Genomic DNA, 22,554 nt, shown 5'->3' with positions numbered 1-22,554 from the left:
ATCATCCTGGCCGCCGAAGGTGGCGAGGTCGGCTACCGCCTCGACCCGGAGGCCGCCGCAGGCGTCGCCAGCCTCGCCTGGTTGATCCCGGCCTTGCCTCTGGCCGGTTTCGTGATCCTGCTGTTCGCGGGTCGCCGGTTGGGGGAACGGTCCGGCTGGTTGGCCACCGCAGCAGCCGCTGGATCGTTCGTGGTGACGGTCGCGGTGTTCCTGCAGCTGCTTGGGGCCGGCCCCGACGTTCACGCCGTCGTCGTCGACGTGTACACCTGGATCGACGTCGGGCAGCTGCAGCTGACCACCGACGTCCTGCTCGACCCGCTCAGCACGGTCATGGCCCTGGTGGTCTCGGGCGTCGGATCCGTGATCCACCTGTACTCGATCGGCTACATGCACGGCGACCGACGTCAACCGCGGTACTTCGCGTACCTGAACCTGTTCCTGTTCTCGATGCTGGTGCTGGTGTTGGCCAGCAACTTCGCCGTGCTGTTCGTGGGTTGGGAACTGGTTGGGCTGTGCTCCTACCTGCTGATCGGGTACTGGTTCGAGGAGATGCCGAACGCGGTCGCGGCCAAGAAGGCCATGGTCGTCAACCGGATCGGGGACGCGTCGTTCGCTGTGGGTCTGTTCCTGATCTTCGCCGAGTTCGGCTCGCTTGCCTTCGCCGACGTGCTCCCTGCGGCCTCCGACATCCTCGGTGAGGGTGGTGCGGCCACCGCGATCGGGCTGCTGCTGCTCGGCGGCGCGGTCGGCAAGTCCGCGCAGATCCCGTTGTACGTCTGGCTGCCTGACGCGATGGCGGGTCCGACCCCGGTGTCGGCACTGATCCACGCCGCCACCATGGTGACGGCCGGGGTCTACATGGTCGCCCGCGCGTCACCGATCTACATCGAGAGCGAGACCGCGCTCCTGGCGGTCGCCGTGGTCGGTGTTGCCACCGCCCTGTTCGCAGCGGTCGTTGCCGTCCAGCAGGACGACATCAAGGGTGTCCTGGCCTACTCGACGGTCAGCCAGCTCGGCTACATGTTCGTCGGCGTCGGTGTCGGCGCGTTCGGCGCCGGCATCTTCCACCTGGTGACCCACGCCTTCTTCAAGGGTCTGCTCTTCCTCGCCGCCGGATCGGTGATGCACGCCGTGGCCAACCGCACCGACATGTGGCGGATGGGAGGCTTGTGGCGGGTGATGCCGATCACCTTCTGGACCAGCGTGGTCGCCGTGCTCGCGATCAGCGGGATCTTCCCGTTCTCCGGGTTTTTCTCGAAGGAGCAGATCCTCGCCGCGGCGTACGAGGAGGGGCACACCGTGATCTGGTTCACGGGCCTGGTCGCCGTGGCGTTCACCGGCTTCTACATGAGCCGCTGGCTGTTCGTGACGTTCCTGGGGCCGCAACGGTGGGCCGGGGACGAAGCGGCGCCCCAGCATGACCAGACGGCAGCGGACACGGCCGCCGGCTCGGCGCAGCAGGCGGGGACCCGCCCGACCGAGGACGCCGCCGTGGAGCTGCATCCCCACGAGTCGCCGCCGTCCATGACGGTCCCGCTGGTCGTTCTGGCAGCCGCCTCGGCTCTGGGGGGCGTGCTCAACCTGTCCCACGACGGCCCACTCGAACGTTGGCTGGAACCGTCGGTGGCGCACCTGCCGGCGGGCGGAGGGGCGACCGAGCCCGCCCTGTCCGAGATGGCCCTGACCGGCCTGTCGCTGCTCGCGGCCTTCGCGGGGATCGGGCTCGCCTACCTGCTGTACCTGCGGCCCTTCCCCGAACGCGACCCGGTACGGGCCAACCTCGGCACGATCGCGCTGGCGATGCGCCGCGCGTTGTGGGTCGACGAACTGTACGACCGGATCTTCGTCCGTGGCGGCGGCGCGTTCTCCCGCTTCCTGGTCTGGTTCGACGTGACGGCGATCGACGGTCTGGTCGACGGCACCGCGCGTCTGACGGCCGGTGCCGCCGCCCGGGTGCGGACCGTCCAGACCGGTCTGATCCGGGCGTACGCCGCGGGGCTGGTGCTCGGAGCCGTCGCGGTGGTCGCCGCCTTCCTGGTGGGAGGTGCCTGACGTGGGCCTGCTGAGCGCCGTCTTGTGGCTGCCGCTGGTCGGTGCGGTGGCGATCGGTCTGCTTCCGTCCGCCGATCCGCGCCGGGTCCGTGCGATCGCGATGACGGCCTCGGTGGCGGCCTTCGCGGCCGCCCTGGTCATGCTCGCTCTGTTCGAGATCGGCGAGGCCGCCTTCCAGCTCGAGGAGCAGATCCGCTGGATCCCCCAGTGGGGCATCAGCTACCACCTGGGCGTGGACGGCATCAGCCTGTTCCTGGTGCTCCTCACCACACTGCTGACCCCACTGATCTTCCTGGAGGCCTGGGAGCACACCGACCGGGCCAAGGCCTACTTCGCCGCGTTCCTGGTGCTCGAGACCTGCGTCCTGGGCGTGTTCCTGGCGCTGGACCTGCTGCTGTTCTACGTGTTCTGGGACCTGATGCTGGTGCCGATGTACCTGATCATCGGGATGTGGGGGTACGAACGGCGCCGCTACGCGAGCATCAAGTTCTTCCTGTACGCCTTCATCGGCGGCCTGCTGATGCTGGTGGGGATCATCGCGCTGTACGCCCAGACCGGCGGCCGCAGCTTCGACTACCTCGTCGTGCGCGACGTCGCCCTGGATCCCGGTGTGCAGGGGTGGCTGTTCGCGGCCTTCTCGATCGCGTTCCTGATCAAGCTGCCGATCTTCCCGGTGCACACATGGCTGCCTGACGCGCACACCGAGGCCCCCACCGGCGGGTCCGTGATGCTGGCAGGCGTGCTCCTGAAGCTCGGCGGGTACGGGCTGCTGCGCTACTCGCTCCCGCTGTTCCCCGATGCGGCGCGCGCGGCGGTCCCCATCCTGCTCGTCCTGGCGGTGGTCGGCATCATCTACGGGGCGCTGGTCGCGTTGATGCAGCGCGACCTGAAGAGGTTGGTCGCGTACTCCTCGGTGAGCCACATGGGGTTCATCGTGCTGGGCATCTTCGCCCTGACCGAGGAGGCTGTGGCCGGCGGCGTCGTGCAGATGTTCAACCACGGCCTGTCCACCGGGGCGCTGTTCTTCCTGGTCGGGATGCTCTACCACCGACGCCACACCCGACAGATCGCCGCGTTCGGTGGGCTGGCCGCCCGCACGCCCGTCTACGCGGGGCTGTTCCTGGTCGTGGCCCTGTCGTCGCTGGCAATGCCCGGGCTCAACGGCTTCGTCGGCGAGTTCCCGATCCTGCTCGGGACCTTCACGGCCCACCCCTGGGCCGGGGCGGCCGCGGCCGTGGGGATGATCCTGGCCGCGCTGTACCTGCTGTGGGCCTACCAGCGGGTGTTCCACGGACCCTTGCAGGGCGCCGACAACGAGAACACCCCTGACCTGTCGTCGCGCGAGGTGTGGGTCCTGGCCCCGATCGTCGCGCTGATCGTCGCGATCGGCGTGTACCCACAGCCCCTGTACGAGCGCATCGAGCCGGCCGTCCGCGAGCTGGTCGAGCAGGTCGGGGACGGCGCGGTGGAAGCCGCCGATGCCGCAACGCCCCGGCCGGCTGCCGCACCAGCGTCCCAGGAGTAAGCCGTGGTCCCCGTCGTCGCACAGGCCGCCGGCCGCCTCCCCACCCCGTCGATCGAGTGGTCGGTGGTGGCGCCCGAGCTGCTCCTGGCCGGCGGGGCGCTGGCCCTGCTGATGCTCGCCGTGGCCGAGGAGGCCCGCACCGCCGTCGCGGTGATCACGGGGTCGCTCGCCGCTGCGGTCGGCGTGTGGCTGCTGTCGACCGCAGGCACCCTCCCCGGCGTCACGGCGATCGCGGTCGGGGCGGCGGCGATCGCCGCAGCGGTCGGTCTGGGCAGCCGTCCGGCACTGGTCCAGGCGTGGATCGCCGGTGCCGTCATCGTGGGTGCCCTGGCGCTGACCGGCTGGCAGTGGGCGACGATCTACGCGGCGGACGGTGGCGGCACGTTCCTGTCGGGCGCGATCGCGCTGGACGGCGTGGCCATCTACACGCGGGTGACCGTCCTGGTCAGCGCCCTGCTCGTCCTGCCGATCGGGTACGGCTACCTGGTCGACCGCGACATCCAGCGCCTCGAGTTCGAGGCGCTGCTGCTGCTGGCCACCGCCGGGATGACCGTGCTGGGCGCGGCGGCCGACCTGCTCGCGGCGTTCATCGCGTTCGAGCTGCTGTCGATCGCGCTGTACGTCATGTGCGGGCTGGCGCTGCGCGACCGGCGCTCGCAGGAAGCCTCGATGAAGTACTTCGTCCTGGGTGCGATCACCTCGGCCATCTTCGCGTACGGGATCGCACTGGTGTACACGGCTACCGGCAGCATCGACCTGGGCGTCATCGCCGACGGGATCGGCCTGATCGGGACACCGGTCCCCGTGGCACTGTTCGGGGCGGCGCTGGTCACCGTCGGCCTGGGGTTCAAGGCGTCGGCGGTGCCCTTCCACCTGTGGACGCCCGACGTCTACCAGGGCGCACCCACCAACGTCACCGCGTTCATGGCCGCAGCGACCAAGGCGGCCGCGTTCGCGATCGTCCTGCGCGTCTTCCTCGTGTCGTTCGCCCGCCTGGAGGCGTCGTGGATCCCCGTCCTGGCCGCCGTGGCCGCAGTCACGATGCTGCTGGGTGCGCTGGCGGCGATCGTGCAGCTGGACGTCAAGCGCGTGCTGGCGTACTCGTCGGTGGCGCACGTGGGTTACGGGCTGATCGGGGTGACCGCCGCCTCCGAGCAGGGCCTGTCCGCCACGCTGTTCTACCTGCTGACCTACGCGGTCAGCGTCATCGGGGCGTTCGGGTGCGTGATCGCGATTGAGCGTCGGCGACGTGGCGAGGTCGCGCTCGTCGACCTGAAGGGGCTGGGGCGGACCACGCCGATCCTGGCCGGTGTGTTCGGCCTGTGCCTGCTGTCGCTGGCCGGGATCCCCGCCACGGCCGGGTTCGCCGGCAAGTTCGCGGTCTTCCGTGCCGGTGTCACGTCGGGGCTGGAGTGGCTGGTCGTGATCGGGGTCGTGTCCAGCGTGATCGCCGCCTTCTTCTACCTTCGTCTCATGGCTGCCATGTTCCTCGAGGACCCCGACCCCGACAGCGTTCACCAACCGGTGCTGAGCACCGGCGTCGCCGCCGGGATCGCGGGGGCGGCGACCGCGGTGCTGATGCTGGGCATCCAGCCGGAGGCGTTCGTGGCCCTCGCCGACCAAGCCGCGACGATCGCGAGGTGAGACCATGACCGCCGCGCCCCGCGGCCAGCTGATCCCGCCTCCGCCCGCACACGTGGCGCGCGCGATCGATGTCCGACCGGTCCTGGTCGACGTCGAACGGCGCCTTCGCGAACACGTGGCGACGTCGGCCCGGTTCGTGGAGGAGGCGGCACGCTACCTGATGGAGGCCGGCGGCAAGCGCTTCCGGCCGATGCTGGTGGCGTTGTGCTCCCACCTGGGCGATCCCTGGTTGGAGGACGGTGAGGTCTACGACCCGCGCATCGCCGAGGCTGGCGTGGTGGTCGAGCTGGTGCACCTCGCGACCCTGTACCACGACGACGTGATCGACGAGGCCCCGGCGCGGCGTGGGACCCGCTCCGCGAACGTCCGGTGGGACAACACGGTCGCGGTCCTGACCGGCGACTACCTGTTCGCACGCGCCTCCGAGCTGTCCGCCGACCTGGGGGTGGAGGTGACCCAGATCATGGCGCGGACCATCGCCACGCTCTGCGAGGGCCAGATCAGCGAGGTGCAGGGCTCGCGGGGCGCGCTCCCCCCCGACGTCCCGCCGCTGGATCCCACGCTCGACCACTACCTCGACGTGGTGTCGAAGAAGACCGCCAGCCTGATCGCCACGTCATGCCGGCTGGGAACGCTGCTCAGCGGGTGCGACACGCCCCAGGTCGAGGCCGCGACGGCCTACGGATGGAGCCTGGGCATGGCCTTCCAGCTCTCCGACGACATCCTCGACGTGGCCAGCGGCGCGGAACAGTCGGGGAAGACGCCCGGGACCGACCTCCGCGAGGGTGTGCGCACCCTGCCGGTGCTGTACGCGCTGGAAGACGAGCCCGACGGCGAGCTCGCCGCGCTGCTGGACACCGACGTCCTCACCGACGAGGCCGTCACCCGGGCGCTGGGTCTCCTGCGATCCAGCGCCGCCCTCGCCCGCGCCCATGACCTGGCCGCCGCGTACGCCGCGGCGGCCAAGGACGTGCTGGTGTCGTTCCCGCCCAGCGCCGCGACGACCGCGCTGGCCCAGCTGGCGGACTTCACGGTGGTGCGCACGGGCTGACGTGCGCCCGTCGCGTCGCGCGATGACCCCGTTGGGAGGGCTCCGGGCCCGCTGATACAGTTGCGGCCCCCCGGATGCCGTCCCCCGCGGTGACAGGCGCGTGTCCGTCGGGGCTCCGCACGTTCCCGATGGAGAGACCGGTGAGCTTCTACAGCCAGTACGTGACGTTCGCGGTCCTCGCCCTGGCCGGTGTTGGGCTGTACGCGGGGATCATGACCCTCAACCGACTGATACGACCGGACCTGCCCAGCCCCGGCAAGCTCTCGACCTACGAGTGCGGGGTCGACCCGGCCGGCTCCGGGTGGACCCAGATGAACATCCGCTACTACGTCTTCGCGTTCCTGTTCGTGGTGTTCGACGTGGAGAGCGTCTTCATCTTCCCGTGGGCGGTCATCCTCGGCGGGCTGGAGGCGGGGGGGCCGGTCAGCGCGACGTTCGCGCTGCTCGAGATGTTCGTCTTCATCGGTGTCCTGGCACTCGGTCTTCTCTACGCGTGGCGGAAGGGGGTCCTCAAGTGGGACTAGTTGACGAGGTCGATCTGCCGAACCCGGTCCGGTTCCTGCTCAACTGGGGCAGGAAGTACTCGCTGTGGGTGATGAACTTCGGCCTGGCGTGCTGCGCGATCGAGTTCATCGCGGCGTCCACGGCCCGGCACGACTTCATGCGTCTGGGCGTGATCCCGGTCGCGCACGGCCCGCGTCAGGCCGACCTGCTGGTGGTGGCCGGGACTCTGACCGACAAGATGGCGCCAGCGCTGAAACGCGTCTACGACGAGATGCCCGAGCCGAAGTACGTGATCTCGTTCGGCTCCTGCTCCAACTGTGGCGGCCCGTACTGGGACAGCTACTCGGTGACCAAGGGCGTGGACCAGATCGTCCCGGTCGACGTCTACGTCCCCGGGTGTCCTCCCCGCCCGGAGGCGCTCCTGGAAGGAATCCTGGTACTGCAGGAGCGCATCGGCAAGGAGAACCTCCGCGAGCGGTTGGCGGCGCGGCGCGAACCGGTCGTGGTCGGTGAGCAGGTCCCCGACGTGCCGGCGGTGGCCGGTGCGCGGGCCTGAGGACGATGGCCGCACCCGCCCCGAGCGCTCGGAGGCTTCGGTGACGCCCGAGGAGCTGAAGGAGATGTTCGACCGCGAGTTCGTGGACCACGGCTCCGCGGAGCTCGGCTGGGGTCAGGTCACCGTCGACCTCGACGCCGAGGGGTACGTCGAGGCCGCGTTGTTCTGCCGTGACGACGCCCGGCTGGCCTGCGACTTTTTCGACTGTCTGGCGGGGGTGGACGAACGCGAGGACGGGTTCTCGGTGGTCGCGGTCTTGTACTCGACGACCACGCGGCACCGGGTGATGCTCCGCCACCGCTGCGCCGGTGGCCGCGACCGGCCGGTCGCCCCCACCCTGACGCACGTGTACGCCGGCGCCAACTGGCACGAACGGGAAGCGTGGGACATGTTCGGCATCGAGTTCGACGGTCACCCCGGCCTGCTGCCGCGGATCCTGACCACGGAGAACTTCGAGGGCTGGCCGCTGCGGAAGGACTTCTTCCTCGCGACCCGCGCAGCCAAGCCGTGGCCGGGGATCAAGGAGCCGCTCGAGCTCAACGCCCAGGGCCGCCCGATCGGGCGCGAGCGGAGGGCCGAGCCGGGTGCCGCACCGGGCCCCAGCGCCCTCGACGAGGCGATGTCCGAGCAGGCCCGCCGCGCCGCCGGTCTACTCGACGAGTCGCGCGTCGAGCTGGCTGGGGGCGACGACATCGCACCTCAAGCGCCTCACACCACTGCAGCCGGGGGAGGGGCGACCGAGGCCCACCCCGATGAGGAGGCCGCTGCCCGCGCCGAGCGGGCCCGGCGCAAAGCCGCCGAGCGACGCCGCGAGAAGGCCGCCGCACGTGACGCTGCGGCCACCGCAGACCGAGATGTGACGGTCGAGCCGCCGCTCCGGCCGGAGGACGTCGCCAAGGTCGCCACCGCGCAGGACCCGAGGGTCGCGTCCCCGGAGGACCGCGCGGAGGGTGCTGGTCCGGGGGCGGTCGAGGCGACTCGCACCCCATCGCAGTACGGCCCTGGAGAGGAGAGCCGCACCGAGCGGGCCAGGCGGGCCGAACAGGAGTCCAAGGCCGACCTGGACCACCGCGAGCCGGGACAGGGCGGCCCACCGGGCACACCGCCCGACCCAGAACTGCCTCAGGCGCAGGGCACCACGCCCACGCGCGAAGGCGGCCGCGGGCACGCCGGCGGCGGCGGCCCCGGCAGCACCTCGGCGCGCGGCGAACAGCCGCGACCGGGCGCGGAGGCCGGCGAGCCGCCGACCGTGCAGCGGCCCGGCGAGGCCCCTGTCGACGGCGGCATCCGGGAGGCTGCCGACCGTGCGGCCGACGCCAATGGGTTGGAGGGCGGGGCGCGACCGGCGTCCACCACCACACCGCCGGTTCCCGCACCCGACGAGGTCGACGACCAGCCGACCGTGGCCGATGTGGCCGGCGACCTGCACGGCCAGACCTCCCACGGTCCGTCGGGACCCGAAGGCGTCGCCGAGGTCGACCAGCCGGGAGCGACCGCAGGAGACGTGGCCACCCCACCACAGGACGAGGCGACCCGGTCACTGCCGGCATCGGGGGCCGACGCCCTGTCGGGCGACACCCCCGACACGATCGGTCCGCGCGAGCGGGCGTTCCGCGACCCGGCCACGACCGGAGGCGACGACCTGGACGCCGGGTCCTCGCTGCCCGAGGCCGTGTCCCGCGCGGAGACACCGGAGCAGTCGCCCGCCACCGAGACCGACGAGGAGGACCAGTGAGCGACGCTCTACAGGAGCGGCGCGAGAGGAGCTGTCTTAGGTCTTCTAAGACCGCGACGGAGGTGTACCCGTGAGCGCGTCGGACCTCGACGCCAGCCAGCAGGCCGTCCCGGCCACCGCGCCGGGGGAGACGATGCTGCTCGAGATCCGCGGCGACGGGGACTTCGCCACACAGGACATGACGCTGTCGATCGGGCCCCAGCACCCGTCGACCCACGGCGTGCTGCGCCTGATCGTCGAGCTCGACGGTGAACGGGTCGTGCAGGCCACCCCCGTGATCGGGTACATGCACCGCGGGTTCGAGAAGCTGGCCGAGCACCGCGACTACCGCCAGATCATGGCCCTGGTCAACCGCCACGACTGGCTCTCGGGTTTCTGCAACGAGGTCGGGGTCGCTCTCGCGGTGGAGAAGATGCTCGAGATGGAGGTCCCCGAGCGCGCCCAGTGGATCCGGATGCTGATCTTCGAGTGGAACCGGATCCTCAACCACCTGATGTTCATCGGCTCGTTCGGGTTGGAGCTGGGGGCGATCACCCCGATGTTCTACGCCTTCCGGGAGCGTGAGGAGATCCAGTACCTGCTGGAGTCGGCGACGGGCGGCCGGCTGCACTTCACGTTCACGCAGGTCGGCGGGTTGAAGAACGACCTGCCCAAGGGGTTCCTTGCCGAGTCGGAGCGGCTGGTGGGCGTGCTGCGCGGCCGTCTGCGCGACTACGAGGACCTGCTGCTCGGCAACGAGATCTTCCAGGCCCGCACCAAAGGCATCGGGACCCTCGCGCCCGATGTCGCGTGCGCCTACGGCGTCTCGGGTCCGATCCTGCAGGCGACCGGCGTGGCCGAGGACGTGCGGGTCTCGGAGCCGTACCTGAAGTACGACGAGGTCCCTGTGGAGATCCCCACGGGCGCCACCGGCGACAGCTACGACCGGTTCTGGTGCCTGATCAACCGGGTGCGGGTCGCGCTCGACATCATCGAGCAGATCCACGACCGGGTGCCATCGGGTCCGGTCAACGTCCGCCTGCCCAAGATCGTCAAGGCGCCCGAGGGGGCGGTGTACGTCCGCACCGAGAACCCGCTCGGCCAGTGCGGGTACTACCTCGTCTCGGACGGGAAGAAGACGCCGTGGCGTCTGAAGATGCGCACGCCGTCGTTCAGCAACATGTCGGTGCTTCCGACGCTGCTCGAGGGGATCCTGGTCCCCGACCTGATCGCGATCCTCGGGTCGATCTTCTTCGTCGTCGGAGACATCGATCGATGATCGACCGCCGGGGTGATGTGCTGTCCGTCGGCTGTGGGTGGTCGATCACAACGATCGTGACCAGGATCGATCGATGATCGACCGCCGGGGGTGGGTGCTCGGAGGCCGCTGTGGGTGGTCGATCACAACGATCGTGACCAGGATCGATCGATGATCGACCGCCGGGGGTGGGTGCTCGGAGGCCGCTGTGGGTGGTCGATCACAACGATCGTGACCAGGATCGATCGATGATCCAGGTCGTGTCTCTGGTCGGGCAGGCGTCCGCGGCGGCGCTCCCGTCCATCCTGGACGTCTCGGGCAACCTCTGGCTCGACGTCGCGCTGAAGGTCGTGGCGATCGTGGCACTGTTCCTGGTCGCGCCTCTGGCGATCGGGTACATGGAACACAAGGTCATGGCGCACCAGCAGGCCCGCTTCGGGCCGATGGACGTCGGCCCGCACGGCACGCTGCAGCTGGTCGCCGACGGCGTGAAGTTCATGCAGAAGGAGGGGATCGTCCCCCGCGCCGCCGACCGGTGGGTGTTCGGGATGGCCCCCGCCGTGTCGCTGGTCGCGGTCCTGGTGGTGTTCCTGGTCATCCCGTTCGCCCCCGGGCTGTGGGCGCAGGACCTCGACCTTGGGCTGTTCTACGTGCTGGCCGCCAGCTCGGTCGGGGTCCTGGGCGTGCTGATGGCGGGCTGGGCCTCGGCGAACAAGTTCTCGCTGATCGGCGGCGTGCGGGCCGCCGCGCAGCTGATCGCCTACGAGCTGCCGATGGTGTTGGCTGCGGCGGCCGTCGCGGTCCAGGCCGGCACGCTGTCGTTGGCGGGGATCGTCGAGGCACAGGCGACGTCCCTGATCCCCGGGACGTCGATCAACGTCTGGTACGTCTTCCCCCAGTTCATCGGCTTCGCTCTGTTCTACGTCGCTGCGCTGGCCGAGCTGTCGCGTCCCCCGTTCGACATGCCGATCGCCGACTCGGAGCTGGTTTTCGGTTTCCTCACCGAGTACACCGGGATCCGCTTCGGATTGTTCCTCCTGGCCGAGTACGCCGGCATGGTCGCGTTCTCGGCGATCCTCACGGTGCTGTACCTGGGTGGCTGGCAGATCCTGCCCGGGCTGGCTGTTCCCGGCTGCGATGGCCTGTTCGACTGCAGGTGGTGGGGGACATTGCTGGCGTTCGGGGTGACCGCCGGGAAGATCGCAGCGCTGACGTTCACCATGATCTGGGTCAGGGCGACCTACCCGCGTCTGCGCGAGGACCAGCTGCAGCGACTGTCGTGGCTGGCGCTGATCCCGCTGAGCCTGCTCAACATCGCCGTTGTGGCCGCCGCCAAGGTGGTGTTGTAGACCGTGACCCTCCGTCTCGATGGACGACGATGAAGCTCTCCGCCCCCAAGCCGAAGGTCCCGGGCCTGTTGAAGGGTCTCGGGGTGACGCTCAAGACCATGCTGACGCCTGCGGTGACCCGCCAGTACCCGCACGTCAAGCCCGACCTCGCCCCGCGCACGCGCGGTGTGATCGCGCTGATGGAGGAGAACTGCACGGTCTGCATGCTGTGTGCGCGCGAGTGCCCCGACTGGTGCATCTACATCGAGTCGCACAAGGAACGCGTCCCGCCAGCGACGGAGGGCGGCCGGGAACGCACCCGCAACCAGCTCGACCGCTTCGCGATCGACTTCGCCCTGTGCATGTACTGCGGGATCTGCATCGAGGTCTGCCCCTTCGACGCCCTGTTCTGGAGCCCCGAGTTCGAGTACTCGACGTACACGATCGGCGAGCTGATCCACGAGAAGGAACGGCTGCGTGAGTGGATGGACACCGTGCCGCCACCGCCTCCACTGGAGGAAGGAGCCGAGCAGCCCCCGGAGCTCGGCGCCGCCCTGGAGAGGGCGAACAAGGAGCGCCAGGCCGCGCTCGCGGCTCAGCGCCAGGCCACGGAGCAAGCCGCGCGCGGTGGCCCGGCCGGACCGGCGCGAGGCGCTGTCCGTGAGGACGAGGAGATCGAGGTCGAGGCCGAGGTTGACCAGGACGTGTACCAGGCGCTGCTGGCCGAGGGGAAGAGCGAGCGGGTCGCGCGCGCCCGCGCCAAGGCGGCGTACGTCCGCAAGGAGAAAGCCCGGATCCGCGCCGAGCGGGCAGCGGCCGGGGGCGGGGCATGAGTCGACGGGGACCCACCCCGAGGCAGCGGCGATGACGGCCCACGACGTGGTGTTCGTCCTGCTGGCGGTGGCGGGCGGGCTGTCGGCGCTCATGGTTGTCACCGCCCGCAACATGGTGCACGCGGTGCTGTTCCTCGCGGCGACCTTCGGGGTGATGGCGGGGATGTTCCTGGTGTTCCACGCCGACTTCGTCGCGCTGGTGCAGGTGCTGATCTACGTCGGGGCGGTCGCGGTGCTGCTGATGTTCGGGCTGATGCTGACCCGTGCCCCGATCGGCCGCGAGACCCTCGACAGCCAGTCTCGCGGCCTGGGGCTGGCGGTGTCGATGGCGCTGTTCGGGGTCCTGGCCGCCCTGATCGTGCAGGCCTACGGCGACGTGCGGGTGGCTCTGGCGGGCCCGGACGTGGCCGCGATCGGCGGTTCGATCTTCTCGCAGTGGGTCCTGCCGTTCGAGCTGCTGTCCCTGCTGCTGACCGCGGCGCTCGTGGGTGCCATCGTGCTGTCGCGCCGGGAAGCCGGCGAGACCGGGCAGGAGGATCTCGCGGAGCTGGGAGAGGCGCGCCCCACCATCATGGGCGGACCTGAGGGTGTGGCGGAGGCCCGGCGAGCACGGCAGCTTCGGGCGCCAGGCGACGAGCGTGAGACAGCCGGAGCCGGTCGGTGACGCTGGCTGGCCCCCTGCTGTTCGGGGCGTTCATCTTCTGCGTCGGCGTCTACGGCGTGATCGCGCGACGGAACGCGGTCCTCGTCCTGATGTCGGTCGAGCTGATGCTGAACGCGGTGAACGTCAACCTGGTCGCCTTCCAGCTGCGGGCGCCCGGTGACGCCGCCCTGACCGGCCACGTCTTCGCGCTGTTCGTGATCGCGATCGCCGCGGCCGAGGTCGGCGTCGGGCTGGCCATCGTCCTGAACATGTTCCGCAACCGCGCGTCGGTGAACGTCGACGACGCCGACCTCATGCGCTGGTAGGGGCTCGATGGAGACGCTGTTCGACCACGCCTGGTTGATCCCGGTCATCCCGCTGGCTTCCGCGGCGCTGATCGCCGCCCTCGGCAAGCAACTGCCCTTGAAGGGCGCCGAGATCGGGGTCTTCGCGCTGGGCGTGGTCTTGGCGCACTCCGTGGCGATCGCGTGGGCCACGTTCACCGGCGCCGTCCCCGGTGAGCTCCCGGTGGAGCGCGCCATCGCCTGGGCGCCGCTTGGCGGGGGTGTGACGCTCGAGCTCGGGATGCTCGTCGACGGGCTGACCGCGATGATGTTCCTGCTCGTGGCGATCGTGTCGTTCCTGGTCCACGTGTACTCGCGCGAGTACATGGGCCACGAACCCCGGTTCACCTACTTCTACGCGATGCTGTCGCTGTTCACCGCGTCGATGCTGATCCTGGTGATCGCCAACAACACCGTGATGGCGATCATCGGCTGGGAACTGGTCGGGGTCTGCTCCTACCTGCTGATCGGCTTCTACTGGGAGGACAAGCCCAACCAGGATGCGGCCAACAAGGCGTTCCTGATCACCAAGTTCGCCGACGTGGGACTGATCGTGGGCGTGGTCGTGCTGTTCACGGGCGCGGGGACCTTCAACATCGTCGAGACGGTGGAAGCGGCAGCAGCTGGTCAGATCGCACAGGCCACCCTCGTCCTGGCGTGCCTGGGGCTGTTCCTGGCAGCGGTCGGCAAGTCTGGCCAGTTCCCGCTGTACGTGTGGTTGCCCGACGCCATGGCCGGTCCGACTCCGGTGTCGGCGCTGATCCACGCCGCGACGATGGTCACCGCCGGTGTGTTCCTGATCGCGCGGCTGTACCCCGTGTTCGCGCAGTCGATCGGGGTGATGACCACGATGGCGGTGATCGGGACGATCACGCTGTTCGTGGCCGGCCTGGTCGCCCTGGTGCAGGACGACATCAAGCGGATCCTAGCGTACTCGACGGTCAGCCAGCTGGGCTACATGGTGGCCGCGCTGGGCGTCGGCGGCTACACCGCGGGGATCTTCCACCTGTTCACCCACGGGTTCTTCAAGGCGTTGCTGTTCCTGGGCGCGGGCTCGATCATCCACGCCGTCCACAGCAACAACCTCAGCGACATGGGTGGCCTGCGCAAGGCGATGCCGACCACGTTCTGGACGTTCATCGTCGGATCGCTGGCGTTGGCGGGGCTTCCCCTGACCGCCGGGTTCTTCTCCAAGGACGAGGTCCTGGTGTCGGCGCTGGCCTGGGGCGAGGCCGGGTTCGTGGTCGGCCCGATCGTGTTCACCGTCGCACTGCTCGCCGCGGGGATCACCGCTTTCTACATGGCGCGGGCATGCTTCCTGGCGTTCTGGGGCGAGTACCGCGGACGGCACACCCCCCACGAGTCGGGGCGGTGGATCACCGTGCCCCTGGTCGCCCTGGCGGTGCTGTCGCTCATGGCCGGGTGGATCGGCTCGCCGCTGCTCGGCGACAAGGGCTTCGAGCACTGGACCGCCAGCGCGGCGCTGGAGGAGGCCACCTTCCCGTTCATCGCGGAGGAAGCCCCGACCGAGCACGGGGTGATCGGTGGGGAGCACGGTGCCCCGGTCGAAGCGGAACAGGTCGAGGTCGAGGGCGGCCAGGGCGCCGCCCACGACGTCGGCCGGATCCTGCACGGGCCTCCACAGTTCACCACCACGACGGCGGCCGTGGGTTTGGCGGCCTTCGCGCTGCTGGTCGTCGCGGTGGCGGTGGCGTGGCGGTTCTACGGGACCGGATTGCCTGCACGCGACCCGATGTTCCGGCTCGGCCCGGTCACGACGGCGCTGGTCAACAAGTACTGGTTGGACGACTTCGGCTACCGCTGGATCGTCGTCCCCATCCGTGACCGGTTGGCCCGGTTCACGTACTGGGCCGACCAGCGGGTGATCGACGCGACGGTGAGAGGAACCGGCGGGCTGGTGCGGCGAACCGCCGACGTGACGTACGCCACGATCGACCAGAAGGTCATCGACGGTGCGGTCAACGGCAGCGCGTTCAGCGCGGCGTGGTGGAGCGAACGGATCAAGCGCATCCAGTCCGGGAACGTGCAGCGGTACGCCGGCGCGATGTTCGCCGGCGTGGTGGTGCTGGTGCTGGTGGTCGCAGCGGCGTGACCGACCAACCTCACCGTCGTCGCGACGCGGCGACCCCGGCAGGAACGAGGGAGCGACCATGACCTGGAACCAACTGGCGCTGACGGTGGCGGTGTTCCTCCCGCTCGCGGGTGCAGTCACCATCGTGCTGATGCCGGGCGACGCCGATCGCGAGATGCGCTGGGCGGCCACCGTCACGACGGGGGCCGCGTTCGCCGTGGTCATCGCGATCGCCCTGGGCTTCGACTACGGCCGGGCCGGGGAACTGCAGTACGTCGTGGATGTGGGCTGGATCGACGCCATCCGGGCCCGCTACCACCTGGCCATCGATGGGATCTCGCTGCCGCTGTTCGTCCTGACCTACCTGCTGACGTTCCTGTCGGCGATCTACACGTTGGACCACATGCCCGAACCGGGCAGACCGAAGGGCTTCCTGTCCCTGATGCTGCTGCTGCAGACCGGGATGGCCGGGACGTTCGTGGCGTTCGACCTGGTGCTGTTCTTCGTCTTCTGGGAGCTGGTGCTGGTCCCGATGTTCTTCATGATCGGGATCTGGGGTGGCCCGCGGCGCGAGTACGCCTCCGTGAAGTTCTTCCTGTACACGCTGCTGGGCTCGGTGTTCATGCTGGTGGCGTTCATCGCCCTGTACTTCCAGGCCAGCGGCATCGGGCTCGACCGTCCATGGGACATCGTGGCTCTGTCACAGGTCGGGTTCGACGCGAGCCGCACGTTCCAGATCGTGGCGTTCCTCGGCGTCTTCCTGGGCTTCGCGATCAAGGTGCCGATGTGGCCCTTCCACACGTGGCTCCCCGACGCCCACACCGAGGCGCCGACAGTCGGGTCGGTCCTGCTGGCCGGGATCCTGCTGAAGATGGGCACCTACGGCTTCATCCGGATCGCGCTGCCGATCCTCCCCGACGGCGCCCGGTTCTTCGCCCCTGCGATCGGGGTGCTGGCGGTCATCGCGATCATCTACGGCGCACTGTGCTGTCTGGCGCAGACCGACGTGAAACGGCTGATCGCGTTCTCGTCGGTCGGTCACATGGGGTTCGTGATGCTCGGCATTGCGTCACTGACCGACCGGGGGATACAGGCGGCCCTCTACGGCAACATCGCTCACGGGGTGATCACCGGGCTGCTGTTCTTCCTCGCCGGGTCGCTGCACGAGCGCTACCACACCCGCGAGATCGGCGAGATGGGCGGCGGCATGCTGGTCAAGATGCCGCGGTACGGAGCGCTGCTCGTGTTCACCGCGATCGCATCGTTGGGACTGCCGGGCCTCGCTGGGTTCTGGGGCGAGTTCACTGCGATGTGGGCAGCGATCCAACCGGCTGAGGCGCTGATCGGCCTGCAGGGCCTGTACCTGGCCCTGGTGATCGGCGCGGCGGTCGGGACGGTGCTCACCGCTGCGTACTTCCTGTGGATGATCCAGCGGGTCGCGCTGGGGCGCCCATCGGAACGCTGGTCGGAGGTCGCCCTGGCCGACGTGGTCGCAGTCGAGTACGTCGCCTGGGTCCCGCTCGTCGCCCTGATCGTGGTGATGGGGCTGTGGCCCCGGGTGGTGTTCGGTGTCCAGGACCTGGCCGTGAGCCAGATCGCGCAGCTGATCGGTGGCTGAGCGATGACGATCGACTACGCGGCCATCGGACCGGAGCTCGCCCTGGCGATCACCGCGCTGGTCGTCCTCGTCGCCGACCTGTTCCTCGCCGGTGACCGCAAACGCTTGCTGAACCCGGTCTCGGCGGTGGGGACGGTGGTCGCGATCGTGCTCACCGTGCGGCTGTGGGGGCCGGGCAACGACGAGACGTTCGGCGGGATGTTCGTCGCCAACGACTACGCGCTGTCGTTCAAGCTGCTGTTCCTCGGGGCGCTCCTGGCGATCCTGGCCGTCAGCTACCAGCACTTCGCCGAAGGCAGGTACTTCCAGGGGGAGTACTACTTCCTGCTCCTGACCAGCTTCGTGGGGATGCTGGTGATGCCGTCGGCCCGCGACCTGCTCCTGCTGTTCGTTGCCCTCGAGACGGTGTCGATCCCCGGCTTCGTGATGGCGGGGCTGCGCAAGCGGGACCTGTACTCGTCGGAGGCTGCGCTGAAGTTCTTCCTGGTCGGTGTGCTGGCCGTCGCCGTGATGCTGTTCGGCCTGTCGTTCGTGTACGGCGCTGCCGGAACCACCTCCCTGGCCGGCGTTGCCGCAGCGCTGGCCGCGGCCGGCGACGTGGAACCGATCCTGCTCGGCAGCCTGCTGCTGGTGATCGTCGGGTTCGGCTTCAAGGTCTCGGCGGTCCCGTTCCACTTCTGGGCGCCCGACACCTACTCCGGGGCGCCCCTGCCGGTCACGGCGATGCTCGCGGTCGCGTCGAAGGCGGCCGGCTTCGCCGGGCTGGTCGCGATCTGCTTCATCGCGTTCGAGCCGCTGGCGGACGCGTGGTCACCGGTGATGGGGTTCATCGCCGTGGTCACCATGACGGTCGGGAACCTGATCGCGCTGCAGCAGCGTGACATGGTCCGGCTGCTGGCGTACTCGTCGGTCGCGCACGCCGGGTACGTGCTGCTGCCGTTCGGGATCGCATCGCCGGGCCTGGTCGCCACCAACGCGCTCGCGGTCCGCGCGGTGCTGTTCTACCTGATCGCCTATGCGGTGATGAACGTGGGGGCGTTCGGTGTCGTGATCGGTGTGCATCGCCGCACCGGCCAACGGTCGATCGCCGACTACGCCGGGCTGGGGCAGCGAGCCCCGGCCCTGGCGGTTGCCATGACCGTGTTCATGCTCAGCCTCGGCGGGGCGGTCCCGCTGGTGGGGTTCTGGGCGAAGTTCGTCGTGTTCCAGGCGACCGCCGGAGCCGCCGCGTACGTGCTCGCGACGTTCCTCGTGCTCAACACGGTCCTGGCGTTCTTCTACTACCTTGCGGTCGTGCGCACCATGTGGATGGACGCCCCGCGCGCCGGCGCGCCCCTGCTCCGCCCGGGGTTGGCCATCAACGCCTCCGTCGCGGTCCTGGCGTTGGGCACGGTGGCGCTGGGGATCGTGCCATGGCACCAGAACCTCACCGTCGGGGGCGACATCGTCGTCCCCCAGCCGGTCGCCAGCGCGGTGCCCTGAGGTCGACGCCCACGCGCGGCAGCACCCCGCGCCGCGGGTAGCCTCGGACGACCGGTGGGAACGCGGGTGGCCACCGGCGACGTTGTCTGCGGTGAGTGCTTCGCGAGGAGTCGAGATGAAGACATTCAAGACCGCGTTGCTGCTGGCGGCTCTCTCCGGCCTGCTGCTGTTCATCGGCGACCGCCTGGCCCCCGGAGGTGGCGGTCTGGTCGTCGCGTTGGGGTTCGCCGCGGTCATGAACCTCGGCGCGTGGTTCTTCAGCGACAAGATCGCGATCAAGATGGCCCGCGCCCAACCGATGGACGAGGCCGAGTACCCCGACGTCTACCGCATCGTGCGTGGCCTGTCCGAACGGGCCGAGAAGCCGATGCCGCGCCTGTACATCAGCCCGTCGCCGCAGCTGAACGCCTTCGCCACCGGGCGGAGCCCCAAGCACGCCGCGGTCTGCATCAACCGGGGCCTGCACGAGGCGCTCACCCACGAGGAGCTCGAGGGTGTCCTCGGGCACGAGCTGCAGCACGTCTACAACCGTGACGTGCTGATCGGGTCGGTGGCGGCGACCATCGCTGCGGCCATCACCATGCTGGCCCGGATGGCGTTCTGGTTCGGTGGCGGCCGCGACCGCGAGGGCGGCGCTGCGGCCGGCCTGCTGATGCTGATCCTCGCCCCGATCGCCGCCATGCTGATCCAGGCGGCGGTGAGCCGGGCGCGGGAGTCGGCCGCCGACCACACCGGCGCGGAGCTGACCGGCAACCCCCTGGCGCTGGCCAGCGCCCTGCGCAAGCTGGAGCAGGCCCACAACAACCCGGCGATGGCGCGGCGGGGCGCCACCCCGGCGGAGACGAGCGCCGCCTTCTCGCACATGTACATCGCCGCGCCGTTCGGTGGGCGGGCGATGGGATCGCTGGCCCAGCTGTTCACCACGCACCCGCCGATCTCCAAGCGGGTCGAGGCACTCGAGGACATGGCGCGCCGCAGCGGCCAGCTCGGACCCGACCCCTACCGGGGCTGACCCGCAGACCGGTCGGGCCCCGGCGACGGGGCGCGACCAAAGCACCGGCCCGGCTTCGCTGACCGGCCTGACGGAGGACGTCGCGTGCAGTGGTGGATGGTCGTGGTCGGTGTCGCGGTCGTCGTCGTGACGGTCTTCGACGCGTTCGCGACGACACTGTCACCGAGCACACGGGCGGGACCGGTCACGTCACGGATCAACGCGGTGCTGTGGCGCCTGGCGTGGCGGGCGTCGCGTTCGAACGTGTCGATCCCGCTGGTGGTGGCCGGCCCCCTGCTGCTGGTGACGACCGCGATGGTGTGGATCGGTGGGCTGTGGCTGGGATGGACGCTGCTGTTCGCCGCCGATCCCAACGCGGTGGTCTCGGAGGCCGGGGGGACCGCAGCCGACCTGTCGGGGCGTGTGTTCTACACCGCCTACACGCTGTTCACCCTGGGGCTCGGCAACTACGTCCCGCAGGGGGCGGTGTGGGAGGTGCTGAGCGCGGTGGCGTTGATCAACGGCCTGGTGCTGGTCACCATGTCCATCACCTACTTCATCCCCGTGGTCACCGCGGTGACCGACCGGCGCCGCCTCGCCTCGGTGATCTGCACGCTCGGCTTGAACCCCCTCGACATCCTGAGGGCCGGATGGGACGGGCGTTCGTTCCCGATCCTCGAACGCCGGTTGCACGACCTGATCCCGTCCATCCTGATCACCGGTCAGCGCCACCTCACCTACCCGGTGATCCACTACTTCCACGGCCGCGAACGTCTCTCGGCGTTCGCTGCGAGCGTCGCGGCGTTCGACGAGGCGGTCACCGTGATCGAACACGGCGCCGCTCCCGAGGTACGACCTCACCCGGCCGCGCTGAGCGCGTTCCACAACGCCATGGATCAGTTCCTCAACATCGTCGAGCCCGCCTACGCCAAGACCGACACGGACGCCGCTCCGCGCCACGTGGACCTCCAGGCGGTGGCCGCCGTGGGGATCCCCGTCGTTGACGAGGACGACTACCTCGCGGGCCTCGATCTGCTGTCCGAGCACCGCAACAGGATGCGGGGTTTCGTGCGCCACGCGCGCTGGGACTGGGACAGCGACGTGCTCCAGGCATCCGGCGACGGACTGCTGGGCCGCGCCACCCGCGACGTCGGTCAGGAACAGTTGGCGGAGTAGCTCGGCCGCTGCCAGCCGTCCGACCGGCCCGTGCGGTGGTGCTACTTGTAGTTGGTGAAGACCAGGGGCGCGTCGTAGTCCTGCGCCGTGACCATCGCGATGATCTCCTGCAGCGCGTCGCGCTGCTTGCTAGCGACCCGGATCCGGTCGCCCATGTTCGTCGGGGTGACTTTCAGCTTGGTGGCCCGGATCTGCTTCACGATCTGCTTGGCGAGGTCGGGCGGCATGGTGGTGCGCAGGGCGACGTCTATGCGGGTCGTGCCGCCACCGGCCGGCCGCGGGTCGCTGGGATCGATCGCCTTCAGCGACACCTTCCGCTTCACGAGCTTGTCCTTGAGGACCTCGAGCGCCGCCTTCGCGCGGTCCTCGGTGCTGGACTGGATGCGGATCGCATCCTTGCCGTCCCAGGCCACGGCGGTGTCGGTGTCCTTGAAGTCGAACCGGGTCGCGACCTCCCGCGCGGCCTGGTTCACCGCGTTGTCGACCTCCTGGCGGTCCACGCCCGCCTCGATGTCGAAGCTGTGCTCCCCCAACGGATCATCCTCGCATCCTCGCCGGCCGATGGTAGTCGCGCCTCTCGCCGCAACTGCAGCGAGCACAGGCGGGAATGGGCGTCGGCGCGGGCGCGTTGGGCCGACGGGCGTGGGAGCCGCAACGGGCGTGGGGAGCCGCAGGGCGTGGGAGCCGCAACGGGCGTGGGGAGCCGCACTGGCGCGCGGGGCGTTGCCCGGGTCGTCGCTGCCGGTACCATCGCCGCCCCGGAGGGATGCCCGAGCGGCCAAAGGGATCGGTCTGTAAAACCGACGGCTTCGCCTACGGAGGTTCGAATCCTCCTCCCTCCACCCCCGGGAACATCTCCCCCTCGGTCGTGGTTGACCAAAGTGCGCGGGGATGGGAGAGTTCTCGCCTAACGCCCCTGTAGCTCAGTCGGCAGAGCACTTCCATGGTAAGGAAGGGGTCCGCGGTTCGATTCCGCGCGGGGGCTCAGGGTCCGATGGGGCCCTCACCATCCACGCTTGGCGGCGTAGCTCAGGGGTAGAGCAAGCGGCTCATAATCGCTGTGTCGGTGGTTCGAGTCCACCCGCCGCTACCAGTCAGCGTCCACGCCTTCGACGCCGGGCGCGTTGCACGTTCGGCCACCGGTCGGCGACCCGTTTCACTATCCTTGCCGAACGCCGCCCGTCCACGGCGTCACGACTCATCCATCCCAAGGAGATCCCGGCATGGCCAAGGAGAAGTTCGCGCGGACGAAGCCGCATCTGAACATCGGCACGATCGGGCATATCGATCATGGGAAGACGACGTTGACGGCGGCGATCACCAACGTGTTGCACAAGCAGAATCCGAACGTGCAGTTCACGCCGTTCGATCAGATCGATAAGGCGCCCGAGGAGCGTGAGCGGGGGATCACGATCTCGGTGTCGCATGTGGAGTACGAGACGGACAACCGTCACTACGCGCATGTGGATTGTCCGGGGCATGCGGATTATGTGAAGAACATGATTACGGGTGCGGCGCAGATGGATGGGGCGATTTTGGTGGTGAGCGCGGCGGATGGGCCGATGCCGCAGACGCGTGAGCATGTGTTGTTGGCTCGTCAGGTGGGGGTGCCGCGGTTGATCGTGGCGTTGAACAAGGCGGACATGGTCGATGACGAGGAGTTGTTGGAGTTGGTGGAGTTGGAGGTGCGTGAGCTGCTCTCCTCCTATGAGTTCGATGGTGATGGGGTGCCGGTGGTGCGGA

Annotated in this window: 19 protein-coding genes and 3 tRNA genes; 21 read left to right on the top strand and 1 reads right to left on the bottom strand. The window is 69.4% G+C overall.

Annotated elements, in window-relative coordinates; all coding sequences use genetic code 11:
- Positions 1-6: 6 nt before the first annotated feature.
- From nuoL (KY462_03425) to KY462_03345, 17 genes are all read left to right on the top strand, one after another.
- Positions 7-2,052, top strand: coding sequence for an NADH-quinone oxidoreductase subunit L (gene nuoL, locus KY462_03425; protein MBW3576787.1), 2,046 nt, complete (start codon positions 7-9; stop codon positions 2,050-2,052).
- A gap of 1 nt (position 2,053) precedes the next feature.
- Positions 2,054-3,577: an NADH-quinone oxidoreductase subunit M gene (locus KY462_03420; GenBank protein ID MBW3576786.1), complete on the top strand. Its 1,524-nt coding sequence runs from the start codon at positions 2,054-2,056 to the stop codon at positions 3,575-3,577.
- Between the two features lie 3 nt (positions 3,578-3,580).
- Positions 3,581-5,221: an NADH-quinone oxidoreductase subunit N gene (locus KY462_03415; GenBank protein MBW3576785.1), complete on the top strand. Its 1,641-nt coding sequence runs from the start codon at positions 3,581-3,583 to the stop codon at positions 5,219-5,221.
- Between the two features lie 4 nt (positions 5,222-5,225).
- Positions 5,226-6,272: a polyprenyl synthetase family protein gene (locus KY462_03410; GenBank protein MBW3576784.1), complete on the top strand. Its 1,047-nt coding sequence runs from the start codon at positions 5,226-5,228 to the stop codon at positions 6,270-6,272.
- A gap of 128 nt (positions 6,273-6,400) precedes the next feature.
- On the top strand, positions 6,401-6,796 hold the full coding sequence (locus KY462_03405) for an NADH-quinone oxidoreductase subunit A (protein ID MBW3576783.1): 396 nt from the start codon (positions 6,401-6,403) through the stop codon (positions 6,794-6,796).
- Positions 6,766-7,332: an NADH-quinone oxidoreductase subunit B gene (locus tag KY462_03400; protein MBW3576782.1), complete on the top strand. Its 567-nt coding sequence runs from the start codon at positions 6,766-6,768 to the stop codon at positions 7,330-7,332. The genes KY462_03405 and KY462_03400 overlap by 31 nt, the downstream gene beginning before the upstream one ends.
- Before the next feature lie 40 nt (positions 7,333-7,372).
- Positions 7,373-9,067: an NADH-quinone oxidoreductase subunit C gene (locus KY462_03395; GenBank protein ID MBW3576781.1), complete on the top strand. Its 1,695-nt coding sequence runs from the start codon at positions 7,373-7,375 to the stop codon at positions 9,065-9,067.
- Positions 9,068-9,200: 133 nt separating this feature from the next.
- Positions 9,201-10,325, top strand: coding sequence for an NADH-quinone oxidoreductase subunit D (locus tag KY462_03390; GenBank protein ID MBW3576780.1), 1,125 nt, complete (start codon positions 9,201-9,203; stop codon positions 10,323-10,325).
- Positions 10,326-10,552: 227 nt separating this feature from the next.
- The gene (gene nuoH, locus KY462_03385; GenBank protein MBW3576779.1) at positions 10,553-11,653 is read left to right on the top strand and encodes an NADH-quinone oxidoreductase subunit NuoH; all 1,101 of its coding nucleotides are present in this window, start codon (positions 10,553-10,555) and stop codon (positions 11,651-11,653) included.
- 29 nt (positions 11,654-11,682) lie between these two features.
- A complete protein-coding gene (locus KY462_03380; protein MBW3576778.1) occupies positions 11,683-12,465 on the top strand; it encodes an NADH-quinone oxidoreductase subunit I in 783 nt (260 codons plus the stop codon).
- A 31-nt stretch (positions 12,466-12,496) separates the two neighbouring features.
- Positions 12,497-13,129 carry an NADH-quinone oxidoreductase subunit J gene (locus KY462_03375; protein MBW3576777.1) on the top strand — a complete coding sequence of 211 codons (633 nt, stop codon included), beginning with the start codon at positions 12,497-12,499 and terminating at the stop codon, positions 13,127-13,129.
- Positions 13,126-13,434, top strand: a complete 309-nt coding sequence (gene nuoK, locus KY462_03370; GenBank protein MBW3576776.1) for an NADH-quinone oxidoreductase subunit NuoK — start codon at positions 13,126-13,128, stop codon at positions 13,432-13,434. Before KY462_03375 ends, nuoK begins: the two co-directional genes overlap by 4 nt.
- A gap of 7 nt (positions 13,435-13,441) precedes the next feature.
- Positions 13,442-15,565 carry an NADH-quinone oxidoreductase subunit L gene (nuoL, locus tag KY462_03365; GenBank protein MBW3576775.1) on the top strand — a complete coding sequence of 708 codons (2,124 nt, stop codon included), beginning with the start codon at positions 13,442-13,444 and terminating at the stop codon, positions 15,563-15,565.
- Positions 15,566-15,623: 58 nt separating this feature from the next.
- Complete coding sequence (locus tag KY462_03360) at positions 15,624-17,162, top strand: NADH-quinone oxidoreductase subunit M (protein ID MBW3576774.1); 1,539 nt, start codon at positions 15,624-15,626, stop codon at positions 17,160-17,162.
- 3 nt (positions 17,163-17,165) lie between these two features.
- Positions 17,166-18,644, top strand: coding sequence for an NADH-quinone oxidoreductase subunit N (locus tag KY462_03355; GenBank protein MBW3576773.1), 1,479 nt, complete (start codon positions 17,166-17,168; stop codon positions 18,642-18,644).
- 115 nt (positions 18,645-18,759) lie between these two features.
- Positions 18,760-19,656: a M48 family metalloprotease gene (locus tag KY462_03350; protein ID MBW3576772.1), complete on the top strand. Its 897-nt coding sequence runs from the start codon at positions 18,760-18,762 to the stop codon at positions 19,654-19,656.
- 84 nt (positions 19,657-19,740) lie between these two features.
- A complete protein-coding gene (locus tag KY462_03345) occupies positions 19,741-20,811 on the top strand; it encodes a potassium channel family protein (protein ID MBW3576771.1) in 1,071 nt (356 codons plus the stop codon).
- 41 nt (positions 20,812-20,852) lie between these two features.
- Here KY462_03345 and KY462_03340 read toward each other — a convergent pair whose 3' ends face one another.
- Positions 20,853-21,344 carry a YajQ family cyclic di-GMP-binding protein gene (locus KY462_03340; protein ID MBW3576770.1) on the bottom strand — a complete coding sequence of 164 codons (492 nt, stop codon included), beginning with the start codon at positions 21,342-21,344 and terminating at the stop codon, positions 20,853-20,855.
- A 227-nt stretch (positions 21,345-21,571) separates the two neighbouring features.
- Here KY462_03340 and KY462_03335 point away from each other — a divergent pair.
- The 4 genes from KY462_03335 to KY462_03320 all read left to right on the top strand — a co-directional run.
- Positions 21,572-21,653: transfer RNA gene (locus KY462_03335), tRNA-Tyr, on the top strand.
- Positions 21,654-21,723: 70 nt separating this feature from the next.
- Positions 21,724-21,796 (top strand) — tRNA-Thr (locus KY462_03330).
- A 33-nt stretch (positions 21,797-21,829) separates the two neighbouring features.
- Positions 21,830-21,904 (top strand) — tRNA-Met (locus KY462_03325).
- A 130-nt stretch (positions 21,905-22,034) separates the two neighbouring features.
- Positions 22,035-22,554: GTP-binding protein (locus tag KY462_03320; protein MBW3576769.1), on the top strand; the 520-nt coding region annotated here is incomplete at its 3' end.

The sequence above is a fragment of the Actinomycetota bacterium genome (assembly GCA_019347675.1).
Classification (GTDB): domain Bacteria; phylum Actinomycetota; class Nitriliruptoria; order Nitriliruptorales; family JAHWKO01; genus JAHWKW01.
The sequence above is the reverse complement of the archived record's forward strand: the minus strand, read 5'-3'. Positions and strand labels throughout refer to the sequence as shown.